This window comes from Verrucomicrobiia bacterium (genome assembly GCA_036268055.1).
Taxonomy (GTDB): Bacteria; Verrucomicrobiota; Verrucomicrobiia; order Limisphaerales; family Pedosphaeraceae; genus DATAUW01.
Genome location: DATAUW010000012.1, coordinates 104777 through 124366 on the forward strand (window position 1 = coordinate 104777; position 19590 = coordinate 124366).

The 19590-nt window shown below is 57.2% G+C and carries 16 protein-coding genes; 8 read left to right on the forward strand and 8 right to left on the reverse strand.

Going from position 1 to position 19590, the window contains the following annotated elements:
* Positions 1-34 precede the first annotated feature (34 nt).
* On the reverse strand, positions 35-772 hold the full coding sequence (locus VH413_06070; protein HEX3798251.1) for a class I SAM-dependent methyltransferase: 738 nt from the start codon (positions 770-772) through the stop codon (positions 35-37).
* Positions 769-2163 (reverse strand): glycosyltransferase, encoded by a 1395-nt coding sequence (locus VH413_06075; GenBank protein HEX3798252.1) that lies wholly within the window; start codon positions 2161-2163, stop codon positions 769-771. Before VH413_06075 ends, VH413_06070 begins: the two co-directional genes overlap by 4 nt.
* Positions 2164-2249: 86 nt before the next feature.
* Here VH413_06075 and VH413_06080 point away from each other — a divergent pair, with 86 nt between their 5' ends.
* The gene (locus VH413_06080) at positions 2250-4541 is read left to right on the forward strand and encodes a hypothetical protein (GenBank protein HEX3798253.1); all 2292 of its coding nucleotides are present in this window, start codon (positions 2250-2252) and stop codon (positions 4539-4541) included.
* Positions 4538-6826 carry a hypothetical protein gene (locus VH413_06085; protein HEX3798254.1) on the forward strand — a complete coding sequence of 763 codons (2289 nt, stop codon included), beginning with the start codon at positions 4538-4540 and terminating at the stop codon, positions 6824-6826. Before VH413_06080 ends, VH413_06085 begins: the two co-directional genes overlap by 4 nt.
* Position 6827: 1 nt before the next feature.
* Here the strand turns inward: VH413_06085 and VH413_06090 are convergent, their stop codons facing one another.
* The 4 genes from VH413_06090 to ilvB all read right to left on the reverse strand — a co-directional run bounded on the left by VH413_06090 (position 6828) and on the right by ilvB (position 11015).
* Complete coding sequence (locus VH413_06090) at positions 6828-7256, reverse strand: biopolymer transporter ExbD (protein HEX3798255.1); 429 nt, start codon at positions 7254-7256, stop codon at positions 6828-6830.
* A 3-nt stretch (positions 7257-7259) separates the two neighbouring features.
* Complete coding sequence (locus VH413_06095; GenBank protein ID HEX3798256.1) at positions 7260-7856, reverse strand: MotA/TolQ/ExbB proton channel family protein; 597 nt, start codon at positions 7854-7856, stop codon at positions 7260-7262.
* Positions 7857-7901: 45 nt separating this feature from the next.
* Positions 7902-8918, reverse strand: a complete 1017-nt coding sequence (locus VH413_06100; protein HEX3798257.1) for a hypothetical protein — start codon at positions 8916-8918, stop codon at positions 7902-7904.
* Between the two features lie 228 nt (positions 8919-9146).
* Positions 9147-11015 (reverse strand): biosynthetic-type acetolactate synthase large subunit, encoded by a 1869-nt coding sequence (gene ilvB, locus VH413_06105; GenBank protein HEX3798258.1) that lies wholly within the window; start codon positions 11013-11015, stop codon positions 9147-9149.
* Between ilvB and VH413_06110 the strand changes: the two genes are divergently transcribed.
* A complete protein-coding gene (locus VH413_06110; protein HEX3798259.1) occupies positions 11008-11244 on the forward strand; it encodes a hypothetical protein in 237 nt (78 codons plus the stop codon). The genes ilvB and VH413_06110 overlap by 8 nt on opposite strands.
* A gap of 854 nt (positions 11245-12098) precedes the next feature.
* Here the strand turns inward: VH413_06110 and priA are convergent.
* Positions 12099-14360, reverse strand: a complete 2262-nt coding sequence (gene priA, locus VH413_06115) for a primosomal protein N' (GenBank protein ID HEX3798260.1) — start codon at positions 14358-14360, stop codon at positions 12099-12101.
* Positions 14361-14532: 172 nt separating this feature from the next.
* On the opposite strand from priA, the gene VH413_06120 reads away from it, so the two are divergent.
* Together VH413_06120 and infA are read left to right on the forward strand one after the other, a co-directional pair.
* On the forward strand, positions 14533-15093 hold the full coding sequence (locus VH413_06120) for a lytic transglycosylase domain-containing protein (GenBank protein ID HEX3798261.1): 561 nt from the start codon (positions 14533-14535) through the stop codon (positions 15091-15093).
* A gap of 176 nt (positions 15094-15269) precedes the next feature.
* Positions 15270-15488, forward strand: coding sequence for a translation initiation factor IF-1 (gene infA / locus VH413_06125; protein ID HEX3798262.1), 219 nt, complete (start codon positions 15270-15272; stop codon positions 15486-15488).
* Between the two features lie 6 nt (positions 15489-15494).
* Here the strand turns inward: infA and VH413_06130 are convergent, their stop codons facing one another.
* Complete coding sequence (locus VH413_06130) at positions 15495-15920, reverse strand: ApaG domain (protein HEX3798263.1); 426 nt, start codon at positions 15918-15920, stop codon at positions 15495-15497.
* A 581-nt stretch (positions 15921-16501) separates the two neighbouring features.
* On the opposite strand from VH413_06130, the gene VH413_06135 reads away from it, so the two are divergent.
* From VH413_06135 to VH413_06145, 3 genes are read left to right on the forward strand one after another with little or no spacing between them, the layout of a single operon-like run.
* Positions 16502-16957 carry a prepilin-type N-terminal cleavage/methylation domain-containing protein gene (locus VH413_06135; GenBank protein HEX3798264.1) on the forward strand — a complete coding sequence of 152 codons (456 nt, stop codon included), beginning with the start codon at positions 16502-16504 and terminating at the stop codon, positions 16955-16957.
* Complete coding sequence (locus tag VH413_06140; GenBank protein HEX3798265.1) at positions 16954-17607, forward strand: prepilin-type N-terminal cleavage/methylation domain-containing protein; 654 nt, start codon at positions 16954-16956, stop codon at positions 17605-17607. The genes VH413_06135 and VH413_06140 overlap by 4 nt, the downstream gene beginning before the upstream one ends.
* Positions 17608-17636: 29 nt before the next feature.
* Positions 17637-19568 carry a hypothetical protein gene (locus VH413_06145; protein HEX3798266.1) on the forward strand — a complete coding sequence of 644 codons (1932 nt, stop codon included), beginning with the start codon at positions 17637-17639 and terminating at the stop codon, positions 19566-19568.
* The last annotated feature ends 22 nt before the right edge of the window (positions 19569-19590 follow it).

Consider the following 19590-nt stretch of genomic DNA (forward strand, 5'->3'; position numbering starts at 1 on the left):
CTCACTCACGTTTTGGCCGTAGTCGGTGCCAAAATTATTTCCGTTCGAGACTGATGAGGCAGCGCGCGCCGAACAGACGCGGCCATTGCGAAAGAAATTCGTCAAGTTGTTGAAAAAGTTCGAGACCGCTCGCCGGATAAAGCGCGGGTTTGCTGTAGCCGCCGCTCAAAAGATAACTGAAACTGCTGAGCGCGCGCGCCTGAAGCAGATTCCAGCCGTCAAACCAGCCCGGGAATTCCTCGCGAAAAAAGAGTCGCGTGGCGTTGCCTTGCGCGGCGTAATAATCGCGCGGCCTCGGCAATTCACTGGTGAGATCAATGGATTGTTTCCACGCCACCGGTTCGTGATGCAGCAATCCGTAAACTGGGAAACTGCTCAGGCTGATATACGGTTCAAATAAAATCACACGCCCGCGCGAAGTCAGGACGCGACGCGCCTCGCGCAGAAACGCATTCGGCGCGCGCAGATGATGAAACACATCGAAGAGAACCAGATGCGAAAGCGTGCCGCTGGCAAAGGGCAAATCGTATCCATCGCACGCGAGATCGAGCCACGGGTTTGGAAATAAATCGGTGGCTATGGCTTGCGGCAAGTGCTCCTTCAGATTGCCGATGCCTGAGCCGATCTCGACGATTTGCCCAGGAATATTTTGGTCAATCAGCGGAAGGATCTGGCGATAGAAACCGGCGTAAATATTTTGCAGCAGCGGCTTCGCGTGCCACGCGCGGAGATTTTTTTGGATCTCAAGCTGGTGTTGGTCGAGCGGGATCATTTCAAAAACTTCATGCGCCGCGCCGCGAACAGCACCATCCGCAGCAGAAGCCAGCCGTGGCTCCAGCGATGAATATTCGTCGAGCCGTAGGTGCGCGCGCGATAACGGATCGGCAAATCCACCATGCGCAGATTCAATTTCGCCGCGCCGAAAATCAAATCGAAATCGCCGAACGGATCGAAGTCGCCGAAGTAGGCGCGGTTGCGGGCGATGGCTTCATAATCGGCGCGGAACAAAACCTTGGTTCCGCAAAGCGTGTCCTTGAGGTTCTGGCCGAGCAGCCAGCTAAAACTCAGGCCAAAAGCTTTGTTCGCGATCATGTTGAGAAATTGCATCGCTTCCTCTTCCATCGGATAAACCAGCCGCACGCCGTTCACGAATTGCGCCGTGCCCGAACGCGCGACTTCGTAAAACTTGGGCAACTCCTCCGGCGGCATCGTCAGGTCTGCGTCGAGAATGAAAAGAATATCGCCCGTGGCAACGGCAAACGCTTCGCGCACCGCGCCGCCTTTGCCTTTGGTCTGTTGCTTGAGAATTTTAATTTGCCGCTGCGGATATTTCGCGGCGACGCGCTGGATTTCCTCCCACGTATTATCTTTCGAGTGGCCTTCGATGAAAATAATTTCCGTGCCCAGGCCCATCTCCGGCGTGCGCTGCACGGCGGCTTCGATGTTGCCAGCTTCGTTGCGCGCGGGAATGACGACCGAGCAACGATATTCGGGACGTTCAGCGGGACGCGGTTTTGGCCGCGCAACGATGGCAACCGTCACACAAAAATGCGGCACGATCGGCGCCGCCCAGCGATTCAATAATGGCGCGACAAGTGGCGTGCCCGCGGGCCACAGCAAACGCGTGTCGGTCTTGATGACTTCCCACCCGGCGAGATGCAACAGGTTCACCATGTCATCGGTGGAAAGCCAGTTTTGCAAAACGGTCGGGGCCTTCGCGCCGATTTTTTCCGCGCTGCCCAGAATCGGCCGCCACAGGTTGTTGAAGAAATTCAGGACCAGCCGCGTGTCAGAAGTCGAAACTTTTTGCAGATGCTCGAGCAACGCCTGGACATCCGGCAGATCGTTCACAAGATCGGACAGGATGATGTAATCGAATTTTTCTTCGGACGAAAATTCCGTGGCATCGGCGAGTTGAAATTCCAGATCGGGATGGCGCTCGCGCGCGAGCTTCAACATGGCGGGACTGAAATCCACGCCGAGGCCGCGTGAAGGTTTTACCGCCGCCAGCAGATCACCGATGCCACAGCCAACTTCGAGCACGCGCAAATTCGGCGGCACGAGAAACGTGAAATAATTCCGCAACGCGCGTTGATAATAGCGGTCCGTTTCCCGCACCCGGGCGGCGGCGCGCTCTTCGTAAAACGCTCGGCGGTCAATCATTCTCCAAGCTGGTAGCGCAAAAATGCGCTGCTGGCGAGCGGCATTTTTTTCTTGGGTTCAAGTTCAGGTATGACACATTGACGGCGATGACTGCACCGGTTCCCGCCAATGCCGTGCCGGAAAACGCCGCCGACGGCTGGTTCACTCCGGGCCGGTTTGCGGCGCTGCTCGCGATTTTCCTCGCGCTGGCATTTCCCGGAATCCTGCTCGGCCAGGAAACTTTTTTTTATCGAGACTTCGGACTTTTTGGCTATCCGCTGGCGCATTATCAACGCGATTGTTTTTGGCGCGGCGAATTGCCCTTGTGGAATCCGCTCAATGACTGCGGCCTGCCGTTCCTCGCGCAGTGGAACACGCTCGTGCTCTATCCGCCTGCGTTGTTTTATTTAATTTTTCCGCTGTCGTGGTCGCTTGGCGTGTTCAATCTCGGCCATCTTTTCCTCGCGGGCATGGGCATGTATTTCCTGGCGCATCGCTGGACGGGAAATCGCCTCGCGGCTTCGATCGCGGGACTCGCCTTCGCCTTCAACGGCCTCACCTGGCATGCGCTGATGTGGCCGAACGACATCGCCGGGCTGGCCTGGATGCCCTGGGTGGTGTGGGCCGCCAAACGCGCGTGGCGCGAAGGCGGAAGACGCATTGCGATCGGCGCGGTGATCGGCGCATTGCAGATGCTGACCGGCGCGCCGGAAATTATTTTGCTAACGTGGCTGTTCATTGGCGCGTTGTGGCTGCCGCAATTTATTTTGGAAAAAAAAGTGCGCGTGAAATTTCTGCTGCGCGCTGTGGCGATGGGTCTGCTCGTGGGCGGAATCGCCGCCGCCCAACTGCTGCCGTTTTTGGATTTGCTCCACCACTCGCATCGCGACACCGGTTTCAGCAGCGGAGCGGACTGGGCGATGCCTTTGTCCGGGCCGGCGAATTTTCTCGTGCCGTTGTTTCATACTTACGCGGGCAGCCAGGGAGTTTTCGTGCAGTATGATCAATATTGGATTTCATCGCATTACCTTGGCGTGGGAATAATCGCGCTCGCGCTCGCGGGCGTGTGGGGCGTGCGCAGGCGAGGCGTCTGGTTTTTATTTGCGGCGGCGGTGGCCAGTGTGTTGATGGCGCTGGGCGCAAACGGGTATCTTTACCCGGCGGTGAAAGCAGTGCTGCCGCAGTTAGGCTTCATTCGCTACCCAATTAAATTTGTCGTCGTAGCGATGCTCGTGATTCCTTTGCTTGCCGCCTATGGCGTGGCCTGGTTTCAGAATGGCCCCGAAACCATCGCTCGCAAACGGATCACGTTTGTGAATGTGATGTTAATCCTGCTGGCCTTGATGGCGCTGATTGTTTGGGTGGAATACGAGCATCCCTTGGTTCGCGATGATTGGACGGCGGTCTGGCACAACGCGATTGTTCGCGCGGTATTTTTAATTTTGGCCGTGCAAATTTTCCTGGCGCTGAACCGTTCGGAAGCTTTCCAGACGCGCCTGCTTGCACGCGTTGGTCTGTTGCTGGCGCTGGGATTGGATGTCTATACCCACGCGCCAAACTTGAGCCCGACCGTGACGCGCTCGGTTTATCAAACGGGAATTATCCAAACGGAATTAGGCCTGCCGCAAACTCCTTACAACGGCGGCCCGCGTTTCATGGAGACGCTTGCGGCGATGGACAAGGTTCACTACACCGCGCTCGCCAAACCTTCGGACGATTATTTGTGCCGCCGCGTCGCGCTGTTCGATAATTGCAACTTGATTGATGGCGTGCCGAAGATTGACGGTTTTTATTCGCTGTATTTGCGCGAGACGGAGCAGGTCATCGCCGCGCTTTACGGACTCGACGGGCCCAAGACGGATTTGAAACCGTTGAAGGATTTTCTGGAAATCGGTTACAGCAATCCGGTGGGAAACGCGCGCGAAAATCCGCTGGATTGGGTGGCCCGCACGAATTTTATGCCGCTCGTGACCGCCGGGCAAAAACCGATTTTCGTGGATGAAACCAATTCCCTGATCGCGCTGGTGCAAACTAATTTCACTCCGCGCGAGATCGTTTACCTGCCGCTTGCCGCAAAAAATATTGTTACTGCAAAGCAAACCACGGCGCACATTCTTAATCAAAATATCCAGTCACAACGGCTTGACTTCAAAGTGACCGCCGACGCACCGGCGATGGTCGTGATCGCGCAATCGTTTTATCATCCATGGCGGGCATACGTGGACGGCGCGCGGGTCACGCTCTGGGAAGCGAACCACGCGTTTCAGGCGTTGGAAATTCCCGCGGGCGCGCATGAAGTGAAATTGATTTATCGCGACCGCGCATTGGAATTGGGCGCGCTTATTTCGCTGGTGTCGTTTGCGCTGGCGAGTTGTGTGTGGATTCGTGATCGCGCATGAGTGCGAAAACAAAGGACGTGCGCGGAGAAGCGGTCGCGGACGCGTGGCTGACGCCGGGAAAGTTTGCCGCCCTTTTAGGCATATTGTTTTTTGTTTGTTTTCCGCTGGTGGTGATTGGGAGCGAGACATTTTATTTTCGCGACTTCGGATGCTTTGGCTATTCTCTGGCGTTTTATCATCGCGAAGTATTGTGGCACGGCGGGATTCCGCTCTGGAATCCGTATAACGAATGCGGCCTGCCATTCCTGGCGCAATGGAACACGCTCACCCTTTATCCGCTCTCGTTGTTCTATTTGATTTTTCCATTGTCATGGTCATTGGGAATGTTCTGTCTCGGACATCTGTTTCTCGGCGGGATGGGAATGTATTTCCTCGCGCGCCGATGGACGGGAAATAATTTTGCGGCATCGCTGGCCGGCGCGCTATTCGCATTCAACGGCTTGACCTGGCAGGCATTGATGTGGCCGAACAACAGCGCGGCCCTGGGATGGATGCCGTGGGTGGTGCTGGCCGTGGAACTCGCGTGGCGCGAGGGCGGGCGGAAAATAATTCTCGCCGGGCTGGCGGGAGCGATGCAGATGCTCGCGGGCGCGCCGGAAATCATTTTACTGACGTGGCTGGCGGCGGGGGCATTTTGGCTGGTGGAAATATTTCACTCGAAGGTTCCCCGCAAAAAAATAGTTTGGCGATTCGTCCTGGTGATTCTCCTGGTGGCGGCGCTGGCGGCGGCGCAATTATTTCCTTTCCTCGACCTGCTTCAACATTCGCAGCGCGACAGCAATTACAGCGACTCGAATTGGGCGATGCCGCCAACCGGCTGGCTGAATTATCTCGTGCCGCTATTTCGCACGTTTTTTCAGAAAGGAATTTTTTCGCAATATGGACAGTTCTGGACGGCATCGTATTTTGCCGGGATCACCACGATTGCCCTGGCCGGTTTCGCCGTGTGGCGGGCGCGCGAACGGCGAACCTGGGTCCTCGCCGCACTGGCCGCGCTGAGTCTGCTTCTTTCGCTGGGCGACAAGGGGGTGTTATATGGAGTGCTGCGCCGGGTCATACCGGCGATGGGCTTCATGCGTTTCCCCATCAAGTTCGTGACGCTCGCCACGTTTGTTTTGCCGTTGCTGGCCGCCGTGGGGTTGGCTCGATTTCAAAATTCCCGGGATGCGGAAAGGGATCGGGAGCGAAAGAGACTTTGGTATATCGGTGGAATTCTGGGCGCGGGAATAACCGCGGTGGGGTTGTGGACCTGGGCCGTTCCGATGTGGCCGGGCGCTCCATTAACGGTGGGGAAAAATGCGGCGGTGCGAATCATTTTTCTCTGCGCGTCGCTGGCGTGCATTGTGTCGCTGCATCGCGCGACTGAATTGCGGTGGCAGCGGGCGCTGCGGGTTGGCGTGATCGCGTTATGCTGGTTCGATGTGTTTACCCATGCGCCGAATTTAAGCCCGGCATTTGATCGAAGCGTTTACGAACCGGATTCCGTGCGGGATTTTTACAAGTGGGACGGCGAATTACGGCCCGGGGTTTCGCGCGCGATGTCGTCCCTCGCGGCCCGGCGCTGGATTTCCCTTCATTCGGTCGCCGATCCGATGGCAGACGTGAATGGCCGGCGATTGGGCCTGTTCGCAGATTTCAACCTGCTGGATCATGCGGCCAAGGTTGATGGTTTTTACTCGCTCGATTTGCGGGAGTATAGCCTGGTAGCGCGTCTGCTGGATTCCACGACGAACGATTTTCCAAAGCTGGAGGATTTTTTATGCGTGTCGCGGATGAGCAATCCCACGAACCTGGTGGATTGGCTGCCCCGCGAGACGGCCATGCCCTTTCTCACCGCGGGCCAATCGCCCGCAGCCCTGGATGATGAAGCGGCGTTGCGCGGGATGTTGAGCGCGAATTTCAACCCGCGACAAATTGTGTTTCTCGAACCCGCCGCCAGCGGACAAATCAAAGCCTGGCCGGCGAAAGCAAGCGTAACTCCAAAATCAATCGAAGCCGAAAAGGTGGTCGCGGAAGTTACGGCGGACGCGCCCACAATGTTTGTGGTCTCCCAGGCTTTTTACCATGACTGGCGCGCGTACGTGGACGGCCTGCCTGTGCGATTGTGGCGGGCGAACGTGGCATTTCAAGCGCTCGAAGTTCCGGCGGGAAAACATGAAGTGCGGTTGGTGTATGAGGACTCGGCGTTCCGGTGGGGCGCGATCATTTCAATGGCTGCCCTGCTTGCCGCAGCCGCGAGCTGGTTTGGGCTGGGAAAAATGGCGACGCGACCGGGGGCAAAATAATTTACTGGGCGGCGGCGGATTTGGTGTCGGCGTCGAGCGACTTGATGTTCGCGCCTTTGGCGGCATCCATCACGCGGACGACCTGGCCCCACGGCGCTTTTTTGTCAGCCTTGAGTTCCACCTTGAGCGAGGGATTTTTCGCGGCTTCGGCTTGCAATTCGCTTTTTAGCGCATCCACGGTGATCGGCCTGGCTTCAGGGCCAAAACGCAATCCGCCATTTTCCTCGATGACGATCACCAGCGGCGGCGAATCGGTGGCGCCGGGTTTGGCCGCGTGAGAGGATTCCGGGAGCGCGAGGCGGAGAGAATTTTGCGGTTTCTTGAACGTGGTCGTGACCATCAAAAAAATGAGCACGACGATGAGCACATCAATCATCGCGACGATGATGACCGCGGGCGGCGAATTTTTTTTGCGGACGAAGAAGCGCATGGCTCAGTGTTTGGACAGCGCGCGATATTGCCGGCGCAAAAATTCCGAGCAGATGGTTTCCATTTCCACGGCGAGCATCTCAACTTTTTTATTGTAGTAACTCCACGCGATGAGCGAGGGAATGGCGATGAGCAAGCCGGTCATCGTAAAGCCAAGGATGAACGAGATGCCGCGCGCGAGCACGCTGTTGTCGGTGGCGGCGGCATCGCCCAAGCCGCCGAAAAGCGTGATCATGCCGTAGATGGTTCCGACCAACCCGAGCAGCGGCGCGATGCCCACGATGATTTCCAGGATGACCAGCCCGCGTTCGAGATAGACGACTTCCTGCCGCGCGCGCGTTTGCAGCGCAGCTTCATTTTCCTCCTGCGGAAGATCGAGATGATCCTCGGCGGAGAGCAGCAGCCGCGCGAGCGGCGAATGGGATTGTTCGCACAGCCGCTTCAATACTGGACGGTCTTCGGGCGTGCGACAGGCGTCGGCGGTGCTTTGCAGCGCGGAGGGCATGACGCGTTCGGCGCGCAGGGCGAAGCCGCAATAGACGATGAAGGTCAGGCTCGTGACCGACGTGAGGAACATGATGCTGATAAAAAAAGTTTCCATCTTGATTCAAATTATGACTCGCAGGGCGGTTGTTTATTCAGGACTTCATTCGTAATAAAAAGCGAAACGCACCACGCGGGTGTCCGTGTTGTAATATCGCTGCATGTCGGGCGGCCACTTCCCGAACGGCGCGGGTTTGCTGATGGCGCTTTCGCAAACATAGGTTAGCAGGTCGCCGACGTCGCTTTCAATCACGCGCATATCACTAACCCGGCCGTCGGAATGCAAAGTGAATTCCACCACCGCCCGGCCGGTGCGATCGCGAGAGAATTCCTTGCTCTCAAGCTGGCTGTACCATTGGGTCGTGATGGCCTCGATGATTTCACGGTCGTATTCACCAAAGGGAGTGCCGATGGCGTTGAGCGACGAACTGACGGCGTGATGTTGGACGCCGCCATCCTGTTTCATTTTTTCGCCGGGCAAGGCTGAGGAATGCGAAACGTCGGCCAACCGGCGCGCGCGCTGATGGGCCGGCGGAGTTTCGGATTGGCCAGTGTCGTTCTCGGCCTGGCCTTCGCCGGTTTGGGGCGCGGGTTTGGCCATCGTGAGATCGCCGACAGGCGGGCCACCTTTGGGTTTGGGCTTGGACTCAGCTTCATCGGTTTCGGCGGGTGTGGCTTTGGGCGGCGAAGGTTGCAATGGGGAAATTTTGGCGACAGTGGCCGTCTGGGTTTTGATCACGTGAGTTTGCCGGCCATCAATTTTGGGTGTGTCGCTAGCTATGGTGGCGTCGGGATTGGCGGCCTTGGAATTGTGTGAGGAATAATATTTGGCGTCCTTGGGCGCTTCCACGACGGCGGTCGGATCGGTTTCAACAAATACCAACTCGGGCATTTGCTGTTGTGGTTTCAAAACTTGTTTGGCGAGTTCCGCTTTTTTCAATTCGGCAGCGGTGGGTTTGTGATGGAACCAGAACGGGTGAAGTTCTTTTTTCCACCAGCCGTAACGCTGACCGAGCGCGAAGCAACCGTAGAAAAGAATGTGAGCGACGACGGAGATCACCAGCGCCCGGCGGAGCAAATGCTCGGCGGGATGCAGCGGGCTTTCGGTCGTGCGACTCACAGACATGCTGTCCAACATGCCGCAGTAAATCGAGAGCGGCAACTTATTAGGGGGAGATTCAAGTTTTCAGTAAAAATGACTCAGGGATTGCCAGAACCAAAGGCTGAGCCGTAAACAGCAATCTTTTCTTGTGTTGCTGCGGCTCACAGAGCCGCGGTCCGTCAAGAAAAATGGCAGCGACGTTTTGCATCGCTGCCATTTGAAGTTCAAGGAATGCCTTTTCGCGCGTTACGGTTTCCAGATCATTTCGGCGACGGATTTGCCCGCCGGGATGAACGGAAGCACGTGCTCGGTGTAGGGCACGATCACGTCCAGCACGTACGGCTGGTCAGAATCGAGCATGCGCTGCAAGGCCGCGCGCAAATCTTTTTTATACATCACGCGTTCGCAAGGCACATTGAACGCCTTGGCCATCGTGATGTAATCGGGATAGATTTGTTTCATGTTCTCAGGATCGCCGAGGTAGGTGTTGCCCCGGTTGCCCTGATAGAACTTGTCTTCCCATTGCACCACCATGCCGAGATGCTGGTTGTTCAAGATGAGCGCCTTCGCGGCGATTTTTTCGATGTGCGCCGTGGCAAGTTCCTGCACGTTCATCAGGAACGAACCGTCGCCGTCAATGTCCACCACTTGCTGGTTGGGGCACGCGACCTTCGCGCCGAGCGCGGCGGGATAACCGTAGCCCATCGCGCCGAGGCCCGCGCTGGTGAGCAACTGCCGCGGGAATTTGTATTTGTAATATTGCGCGGCCCACATCTGATGCTGGCCCACGCCGGTCGTGATGATCGCGTCGCCCTTGGTCAACTCATACAACATCTCGATCGCCATCTGCGGCAGGATCACTTCGCTTTCCTTGCCGGTGAGATGATCCTTCATGTGCTGCGACGTCACCACTTCTTCCGTCACGCGATAGCTGAACGGCGCCTTGGCTTTCCAATCGGCAACCTGCTTTTCCCACGCGGTAAATTTTTTCGTGATCGCGCGTTTGCGGACAAGCGCATTGAGCCGCTCCAACGCATATTTGATATCGCTCACGATCGGCAAATTTGCCGGCTTGTTTTTGTTGATTTCGGACGGGTCCACGTCAATGTGAACAATCGTGCCGCGCTCGCAAAACTTTTCCACCTTGCCCGTCACGCGATCGTCAAAACGCACGCCGAACGCCAGCAACAAATCCGCTCCCGGCGCGATGAGTTGCGGGATCTCCGCGTCCGATTTCTTCGGCGCGAATTCCCCGCTCACCGCCCAATTCGCGTATGCCGCGCCGTGCATCCCGAGCCAGCGCAACGACAGCGGATGCGTCTCCGGGAAACAACCACAACCCATGATCGTCGTCGTCACCGGAATCTGCGTCGCCTCCGCGAACTTCAACAACTCCGCGCTCGCCTCGCCGCTGATGATGCCTCCGCCCACATAAAGCAACGGCCGCTCGGACTTCTCGATCAAGCCGATGATCTCATTCAACTCAATATCACTCGCCTGCTTGAGCGGTTCGTAACCACGCAAATGAATCTCCGTCGGATACACCGGTTGCGCCTTCGCCTGCTGAATATTCTTCGGCACATCCACCACCACCGGACCCGGACGCCCCGTCTGCGCGATATAAAACGCTTCCTTGATCACCCGCGGAATATCATTGATATCCGTCACCAGATAACTGTGCTTCACGATCGGCAACGTCATCCCAAAAAAATCGGTCTCCTGAAAACCGCCCTTGCCAATCATCGCCTGCGGCACCTGCCCCGTGATCACCACCAGCGGGATCGAATCCATATACGCATCCGCGATGCCCGTCACCAAATTCGTCGCCCCCGGCCCACTCGTCGCCATGCACACCCCCGCGCGCCCGCACGCCCGCGCGTAACCCTCCGCCGCGAACGCCCCGCCCTGTTCATGGCGCGGGAGAATCGTGCGAATCTTCGACTTCGTCAACGCCTGGTGGAACTCCATGCTCGCCCCGCCCGGATACGCGAAAATCGCCTCCACCCCCTCGCGCTCCAGACACGCGATCACGATCTCACTACCCTTCATCGCCGGGCCCACCTCAGCCCGTTTGCGGGTGGAAGCTTTTCTATCAGACAACAATGTTTTGCTCATTTTATTATTTAAGTTGAAGCCGGTCGGCGCGAGTCACAATAAAAAACCCACGACCGTTGCCAGCCGTGGGTTTTTGTCGAAATCCGTTTTAGCCTCGACAAGCCCCGGCCACGCCGCCTACTACGACGACTACCAGGACCTGTTGAACATTTTTAATCATTACGCCACCCATCCTACCCAACCCGCGCCCGACCGTCAACCCCCAATATTCCACCACAAACCCCACTAATTCCAAGCCCACAACGTAAATCAACCCATAATACGGCAGGGCGGAGCGGCGGAGATGGCGTGCCGGGTTAGTGAGTTGGGAGGCGGAGTTGTGGTGCGTTTATGAAGGGGTGTGGCGGTTTTTAGGATCCCGCAACCTCAAGGGTTGCGGGGCGGACGGCGGACCGGCAGGTCCGCCGTACCAAGTTAGTGGTTGGAGGAGTGGGGAATAGGGTGTTTTGGAACGGTGGTGGGATGTGGAAGCGGTGGGTTGGTGGGTGGGCTTGCCTCGCTGCGCTCGGGATAGTTTTTTGGCGGGGAGGTGCGTACCCCGGGCTGAAGCCGCGGGGTTAATGAGAAGGGCTGGGTTGTCGGGGGTGATGGTAAATTAATGTTCGTGAGCGTTGTTTGGTTTGGAGGTTCTTTCGTCCCGTGGTTGACGGGACTTGGATGGAATGGGAATTCGACCCAGCAATAAATTGCTGGGCTAAGGTCTGCCGTCCCTGTCGGGACTTTGGCCGGCGGAGCGGCGGGGATGACGTGGCAGGTTAGTGGGTTGGACGGGTGAGTTTATGAAGGGGTGGGGGCGGTTTTAGGATCCCGCAACCTCAAGGGTTGCGGGGCGGACGGCGGACCGGCAGGTCCGCCCTACCAAGTTAGTGGATTGGACGGGGGGCGGTGGAATGAGTCGGAGGCGGCAATCTTTGTCGGGGTTGCTGCGGGTCATAGACCCGCGATCCATTGGGAGGCCGTCGCCGAGGCCCGCATCATACCACTTATTGACGTTGCTGCGGGTCATAGACCCGCGGTCCGTTGGGAGGGGAGGCGCAGGGGCGAGGTTACGGCTTGCGGGTACGTTCGGCCTTACATTTTAGACTATGCGAGGTCTACGGGGTCTATGTCTATGGAGATGAGGATGTCTTCGGGGGTTTTTAGATTTTCCATGAGGGTGGCGAGGCGGTGGCTGATGGTGGTCATTTGCCGGGCGCGGAGCATGATTTGATAACGGTAGAGGGTTTCGGCGCGGGCGAGGGGCGCGGGGGCGGGGCCGGAGATGACGAGGTCTTTGATTTGGACAAGGGCTTTTTCTAGTTCTTTGCGGAGATAGTTGGCGGTCATTTCGACTTTTTCTTCGTTGCGGCCTTTTAAGGTGAGCAAGGCGACGCGGCTGGTGGGGGGGTATTTTAGTTGTTCGCGGTATTCGATTTCTTGTTCGTAGAAGCCGTTGAAGTCGTGGCGTCGCGCATATTGGATGGCGGGGTGGAAGGGGGTGAAGGATTGGACGAAGACTTCGCCTTCGATGTCGCCGCGGCCGGCGCGGCCGGCGACCTGGGTGATGAGTTGGAAGGTGCGTTCGGCGGCGCGGAAGTCGGGGAGGTGGAGGGCGAGGTCGGCGTGGATGATGCCGACGAGGGTGACGTTGGGGAAGTGGAGGCCTTTGGCGATCATTTGGGTGCCGACGAGGATGTCTATTTTGCCGACGCGGAAGTCGCCCAGGATGCGGCGGAAATCGTCTTTGCGTTTGAGGGCGTCGGAGTCCATGCGTTTGATGCGGGCGTCGGGAAAGAGTTTGAGGAGGGTGGCTTCGACTTTTTCGGTGCCGAGGCCGGAGTAGCGGATGCCGGGGTTTTTACATTTGGGGTTGGGGCAGAGTTTGGGTGCGGGTTCGGTGTGGCCGCAGACGTGGCAGGCGAGTTTTTGGTCCTGGCGATGGTAGGTGAGGGAGACGCTGCAGTTGGGGCATTGGGCGACGTAGCCGCAGAGTGGGCATTGGAGGGAGGTGGAGAAGCCGCGGCGGTTGAGGAAGAGGATGGTTTGTTCTTTGCGTTCGAGGCGTTTGGTGATGGCTTCTTTGAGTTGGGGGGAAAAAATGGGAGGGCCTTTGCCGAGACGGGCGGCTTGTCGAAGGTCCACGACGCGGACGATGGGCATTTGGATGTTGTCCACGCGTTCGAGCATTTCGAGGAGGGTGTATTTGCCGCGCTGGCAGTTGTAGAAGCTTTCGAGTGAGGGGGTGGCGGAGCCGAGGACGACGGTGGCGGCTTCCATTTGGCCGCGGACGATGGCGACATCGCGGGCGTGGTAGCGGGGGGCTTCTTCCTGTTTGTAGGTGTGTTCGTGCTCTTCGTCCACGATGATGAGGCCGAGGGGGTCAACGGGGGCGAAGATGGCGCTGCGGGCGCCGATGACGATGCGGGCGCGGCCCTGGCGGATTTTGTGCCATTCGTCGTGGCGTTCGCCGGCGGAGAGGTGGCTATGGAGGACGGCGACGAGGGTGCGAAGGGGGCCGGTGCTGAAGCGGGCTTTGAAGCGTTCGACGGTCTGGGGGGTGAGGGAAATTTCGGGAACGAGGACGATGCCGCCGCGGCCTTTTTCAAGGGTGTGGGCGAGGGCTTGGAGGTAGACTTCGGTTTTGCCGCTGCCGGTGACGCCGTGGAGGAGGAAGACGGGATTGCGCGCGGTCGTGGGGGATTGCGCGCGATCGTGGGAGGAGAGAGGGGGTGGCTCGTCGAGGGCGGTTTTGATTTTGTCGAGGGCGACGATTTGCTGGGGGTTGAGGGTGTGGGGTTGGGTGGGGAGAATTTGTTCGCGGGCGTAGGGATCGCGTTCGGAAATTTCGGTGGTGATGGCGACGAGGCCTTTGTCTTCGAGATGGCGGACGGTGGCGGCGGTGGTCTCGGCGAGGGTGAGAAGTTCGGCGAGGGGAAGTTCGCGTCGCTCTTCGATGAGGTGCCAAACCTGGAGCTGGCGTTTGGGAAGTTTGGGCAGTGCGCCGGTGACGGGGAGCATGCGCACGAAGAGGCGTTCGCGCCAGCCGGCTTGCTCTTTGCGCACGGCTTCGGGCAGCACGCTCTTGAGGGCGATCTCGGGCGCGCAACAATAATATTCGCCGATCCAGCGGGCGAGTTGGAGGACCTTGGGGGTGACGAGGGTTTGCGCGCCGATGACTTTGACGATGGATTTTAAATTTGCGTGCGCGGATTCTTCAGCGAGCGCGGTAACAACGCCCAAAACTTTGCGCGAGCCGAAGGGGACTTGGACGCGGCTGCCGATATCCACCTGCCCGGCGAGCGCGGCGGGGATGGCGTAATCGAACTCCTTGCGGAGGGCGAGTTCGAGAGTGACGCGGGCGATCATGGTTTTTGGTTTGGCGAAATTTTTTTCACGCGCTCGCAATGATGACGATGAGCATGCGATGAAATTACGAGGAAACGCGGGAAAGTAAAATGAGGATTCGCGGCGGGTGGGAATTTTAAATAATGGAAAAATCAAAATCGCCAAGCGCGGGTTGATGGGTTAGAAGGAAGCGGTGAAGGGCAGGCATTGGATGACGATTTTGTTGCTCGTGCTTTTGGGCGCGGGGAACGGCTATTGGTATTACCTGGATTGGCGCGATCACAGCCAGGACTTGCCGATTCTCGCGGCGTCGCAGCGGTATGGAGTGGAGCCGGCGCTGGTGAAGGCGGTGGTTTGGCGAGAGAGCCGGTTCAACGCAACCGCGCGCGGCAGCCGTGGAGAAATAGGTTTGATGCAGGTGTTACCGAAGGCGGCAGGACGCGATTGGGCGGCGGCGGAACATGCGCAACTTGCGTCGGCGGCGTTGCTCGATCCGCGGACGAATGCAATCGTCGGCGCATGGTATCTGGAACGGTTGCTCAAGCGTTATGCGCAGACGGATCGGCCGATGGCTTATGTGCTGGCGGATTACAATGCGGGCCGCAGCAATGTTTTGAAATGGATGCAGGGGGCGGGGGCGACAAACAGCGCCGTGTTCCTGGAACAAATCAATTTTCCCAGCACTCATAATTACGTGGTGTCGGTGCTGCGGCGGTATGAACATTACCGGCCGATTTTTCCGCCAAAAAGTTGATTTATGCCATATAAAGCCCGCTTTTCGTCATAAAAAAGTTACTTGATTTCGCGCGAAAGTAGTAGCATTGTGCCCGGCTTACAAAAGCATTGAATGACGTAGTTGGTCTATTCATTGATTTGGCCCGCCACGAAATGCGATGCGCAACCGGCATAACATTAACCCATCAGAATCGCTTGGCTAAAGAAGAACCAATAGAACTGACCGGCGCGGTGACTCAGGTATTGCCGGGCACGATGTTTCGCGTAGCTCTCCCCAATGGCCATGAAGTGCTGGCGCACATCTCCGGGAAGATGCGCAAAAATTTCATCCGCATCAGCGTGGGTGATCGCGTGAATGTGCAGATGTCTCCCTACGACCTCGGCAAAGCCCGCATCACTTTCCGGCACGCCTGACGCCCGTCAACGGGTGTGCAGCGTGCGTCCGCCCGGGCTGCCTTTCTGCGGAACTTCCATGCGGAATTTCGGGATGCGCGCGATGACGCCGCGTCCCTTTTCATCTGAGCCAAGGTAACTACCCTCGGCGATTGCGGTCAGCGTATCGAGCAGGTGATAGCTGTCGTAGCTAAAGCTAGAACCCGGTTCGATGAGCGGAGTCTTGCCGACGACTCCCGCGCCTTCCACCGCTGTGATTTCGCCGCGCTCATTCGTGACGACCCATTTGCGTCCGCGAATGGTGATTGTGTGCTCGGTGCGATTGTGGATGGTGATGAAATAGACGAAGCAATGCGGACGATCCAGCGGTGTCTGCGCTTCGGCGTGATAGACGACGCGATCCACGGAGACCGTCAACCCCGGCAGCTCAAGAAAATGACGATGGGTGTTCACGCGGTTTAATGCGGAGACTGCCCGGCAAGGCTAAACGCCAGACCGAAATGAGCAGCCATCAGGGCGGCAACCAGCGAGATCCGTTTCATGTGATCATTGAGGCAAGGCGGCGGCTCCAAAGCCAGCAAAATTTTTACATGTTTCCGAACCGGCGGCCTTGAAGATAAGAACGTCCGGTTATGGGTTTTGTTCCCGTTGAGCAGTAGAATTTTTGGTGAAGAAAAAGGAACAACCGGCTAGCAGTGCGGAGTGCGGAGTACGGAATTTGGGAATGTGAATTCTTAAATTATTGGTTCGATTTTAATTTTTGTCGAAGTCAATGCGGTTCTTCGCTGAAAACTGAACACTTGAAACTTGAAACTTCTTCCCATTCCGCACTGTCACGTTCTGGGACACGAGCGAACCGTTTTTGGACAGAGTGGATGAAGCGGCAGGAGACGCGCCAAAAGAACCATTCGCGTTCGAGGCAGTTTGCGAATGGCAGCGCACTTGCTTGTATCCCGTCGAACCGGGCCCGCGGTGGTTGCAAGCGTTGGCTACAGTTCATAGGCGAAAGTTTGATTATCCCGGTGATTATTGCCGTGAAAACACAGTTAAAAAATTTACCTCGCAAGAGCGGATTTACCATCGCGGAGATGGTCGTCTGCTTTACGATCATCACGCTCGTGATCGGCGGCACCATGACGGCTTATAACCGGTCGGCGCTGTTCACTGAGCGTGCCGGTTATCAGTTGGCCGCGCAAGCCCAGGCGGTGCAGCAATTCGAGCATGTGCGCGCCGCGTTGTGGGACACGATGTCCACGCCGCCGGTGGACAACACCACCAATTTTTCCAGCTTCATCAACGTCGCGATTCTCGAATTGCCCATCTCCGGTACGAACGTCATCTATGCGACGAATTATCTTACCGTCAGCACCATCACGGTGACCAACAACCCGCCGACTTACGTCAAGCTGGTGCAGGTGGATACCTTCTGGCCCTGGAACGGCGTCACCATGAGCAATGTCATGGTCGCCTATCGCGCTCCTGACGAATGAAAATCATAATCAAACAACTTCGCGGCGTCCGGGGCACCCGGGGCATGACGCTGGTGGAACTGATGTGCAGCGTGGCGATCTTCGCGTTGCTGATCGCCGGATTGATTTCGGTCAACCTCTTCGGCCTGCGCCAGGACGAGCTGGTCAACAGCGCGCTCGGGGCGAATGACCAGTCACGCCTGAACTTCAATTTGATGCTCGATGAAATCCGTTCGAGCAAAGACATCCAGATCGGCCACGGTGATTACACCACCTTCGTCGCGTTGACCAACGGCCTGGCGCAACAGGGCGAGACGTTGCAGATCATCCCCAGCACGAACCTGACGATGTTCATCTATTATTGGTTCGACACCAATAACTGCGTGCTCTGGCGGGCGGGCGTCACCAATGGAAGCATCACGACGAATATCGTGGCGCAATACCTGACCAATATGACCAGCGCGTGGCTGACTAATTCGATGACCTTCCGCGCGATGGACTACACCGGCACGACGAACCTCACGGTGGATCCGACCAATTATAATTTCAACTACGTGGTGAATATCCTGATGCAGTTCTACCAGTATCAATACCCGCTGACCACGGTGGGAAGTAATTACCTGTATAACTACTACCAGTTGACTTACAGCGCCACCCGCCGCAGTCCTTAGTTTTATCATAGTCAGAGACGAGATGTATTATGAAAATTAAATCCTCATCCCGCGCCCGCCGGCAAGCGGGCTACAGTGCCCTGTTCATCACTTTGGTGTTGGTTGGAGCCAGCCTTCTGGTGCTGGGCGCGACCCTGAGCCGTTCCACGGCCAGTTCAAGATTGACGGACCGCAATACGCTGTTCATCGCCTCGGATGGCGCGGCGGAAGCGGCGGTGGAAAAAGCGCTCGCCCGCGTCATGGTGGACTTTGCCAACGGCGGCGAATCCCTCGTGTTGACCAACCTGACTTACTATCAAACCCAGTTGTTGCCGACGTCTGCCGAAAGTTCCTACTGGACCAATTTTACCTGGTCCGACGGCCAGGGGCATGACAACCAGATTTATGTCGCGCGCACAACCAGCGGAGCCAATGCGCCGTACGTCGCCCTCGAAGAACAATACCAAGGACTTTCGGGCTATGCTTCGACCTATCGCATCCTCTCGAATGTGCGGATGAAAAGCAGCACCTTCGGCTATACCTTCACCAACGCCGTGCAACAAGACGTGCAACTCGCGCAGATTCCCGTGTTCCAGTTTGCTATTTTCTACAATGGCCTGCTGGAGTTCAGCGATACGGCGACGCTCGTCGTCACCGGTCCCGTGCACGCGAACAGCAATATCTATGTCGGTTCGCCAGATAATTTGACCTTTAATTCCATCGTCACGACCACGGGCAACGTCAGCAAGCCCGGCAACGCCGGTTACAGCACGAACAGTTGGTCGGGCCAGGTCTATTACAACGGCACGCCGACTCCCGGGTTTCTGACCGGCCAGCCTTCGTTGAACCTGCCGATCGGCACGAACAGCAGTTCCTCCACGAACGTGCAACAGATCCTCTATCCACCGCCTACCAACGAAGTGTATAGCTCGGCGATGGGCCAGCAACGCTATTGGAACAAGGCCGATTTGACTATCGTAGTGAGCAATACCTTTTTCACCTGCACTTTCAAGAGTGCGGCGAATGATCCGCTTCCCTGGGTGTTCAGCACGAATATCAATTACCTGACAAATTCGTATGCGACCCAGACAGGCGCGAAATTGCCCTGGCTGTCCGCCACCAATAGTTTCTACGACTGGCGTGAGAACAAGACGGTGAATCTCATGCAAGTGGATGTGGGTGCATTGACCAACTGGATGGGACTTAACGGCTGGCTTACAACCAATGCCTACACCAGCGCGAAGTTCGGCAATAACAATCCGTTCAACATCATCTATATCGTGGATTATCGCACGACGAACAGTTCCACCTTGACCGCGGTCCGCCTGGTGAACGGCGCAAACCTTCCCGCTGCGGGCCTGACTGTGGCCACGCCGAACCCACTGTATATCCAAGGCGTTTATAATTGCCCGAACTCGGCTTATCTTGACACGACCAATACTACGCAATCAGCGCCGGCTTCCGTGGCGTGCGATGCGTTGACGATCCTTTCGCCAAGCTGGCAGGACTATGGCCCAACATATACTAACGGCACCAAAAAATCAGGCGGAAAGACTGTGCCAAATGTGGTGAGTTCTGAATTGGCCCAAAATGCAGCGAATGATACAGTGAACGCGGCGATCATCGCCGGAATCGTTCCCTCCACAGGCACGACTGCGAGTACCTACAGCGGCGGAGCGAACAATCTTCCGCGCTTGCTGGAAGATTGGGGCAACAGTGTTTCCGCAACGCTGACGTTGAACACGTCGATCGTCTGTCTCTACAACAGCACCTGGGCGACCGGTCCGTTCGTTCTGCCCGGAACTTACTACTATGCACCGTCGCAACGTAATTTTAGCTTCGATTTGAACTACACGCTCTCCTCGAAGATGCCGCCGGGCACGCCGAACATCTGCCGCCTGGTGCGCGCCGCCTGGTGCAATCCGCCGCCGCAAACCGTCACCTTCGCGCCGTCGCCGACGCTGGATTTCGTTCCGCAATGATTTGAATCATCCACCAGAACTT

Excerpts from the sequence above, each read along its gene's own strand:
- VH413_06085 (HEX3798254.1), top strand. The coding sequence starts at position 4,538 with ATGAGTGCGAAAACAAAGGACGTGCGCGGAGAAGCGGTCGCGGACGCG.
- VH413_06075 (HEX3798252.1), bottom strand. The coding sequence starts at position 2,163 with ATGATTGACCGCCGAGCGTTTTACGAAGAGCGCGCCGCCGCCCGGGTG.
- VH413_06095 (HEX3798256.1), bottom strand. The coding sequence starts at position 7,856 with ATGGAAACTTTTTTTATCAGCATCATGTTCCTCACGTCGGTCACGAGC.
- priA (HEX3798260.1), bottom strand. The coding sequence starts at position 14,360 with ATGATCGCCCGCGTCACTCTCGAACTCGCCCTCCGCAAGGAGTTCGAT.
- ilvB (HEX3798258.1), bottom strand. The coding sequence starts at position 11,015 with ATGAGCAAAACATTGTTGTCTGATAGAAAAGCTTCCACCCGCAAACGG.
- VH413_06145 (HEX3798266.1), top strand. The coding sequence starts at position 17,637 with ATGAAAATTAAATCCTCATCCCGCGCCCGCCGGCAAGCGGGCTACAGT.
- VH413_06080 (HEX3798253.1), top strand. The coding sequence starts at position 2,250 with ATGACTGCACCGGTTCCCGCCAATGCCGTGCCGGAAAACGCCGCCGAC.
- VH413_06090 (HEX3798255.1), bottom strand. The coding sequence starts at position 7,256 with ATGCGCTTCTTCGTCCGCAAAAAAAATTCGCCGCCCGCGGTCATCATC.
- VH413_06140 (HEX3798265.1), top strand. The coding sequence starts at position 16,954 with ATGAAAATCATAATCAAACAACTTCGCGGCGTCCGGGGCACCCGGGGC.
- VH413_06070 (HEX3798251.1), bottom strand. The coding sequence starts at position 772 with ATGATCCCGCTCGACCAACACCAGCTTGAGATCCAAAAAAATCTCCGC.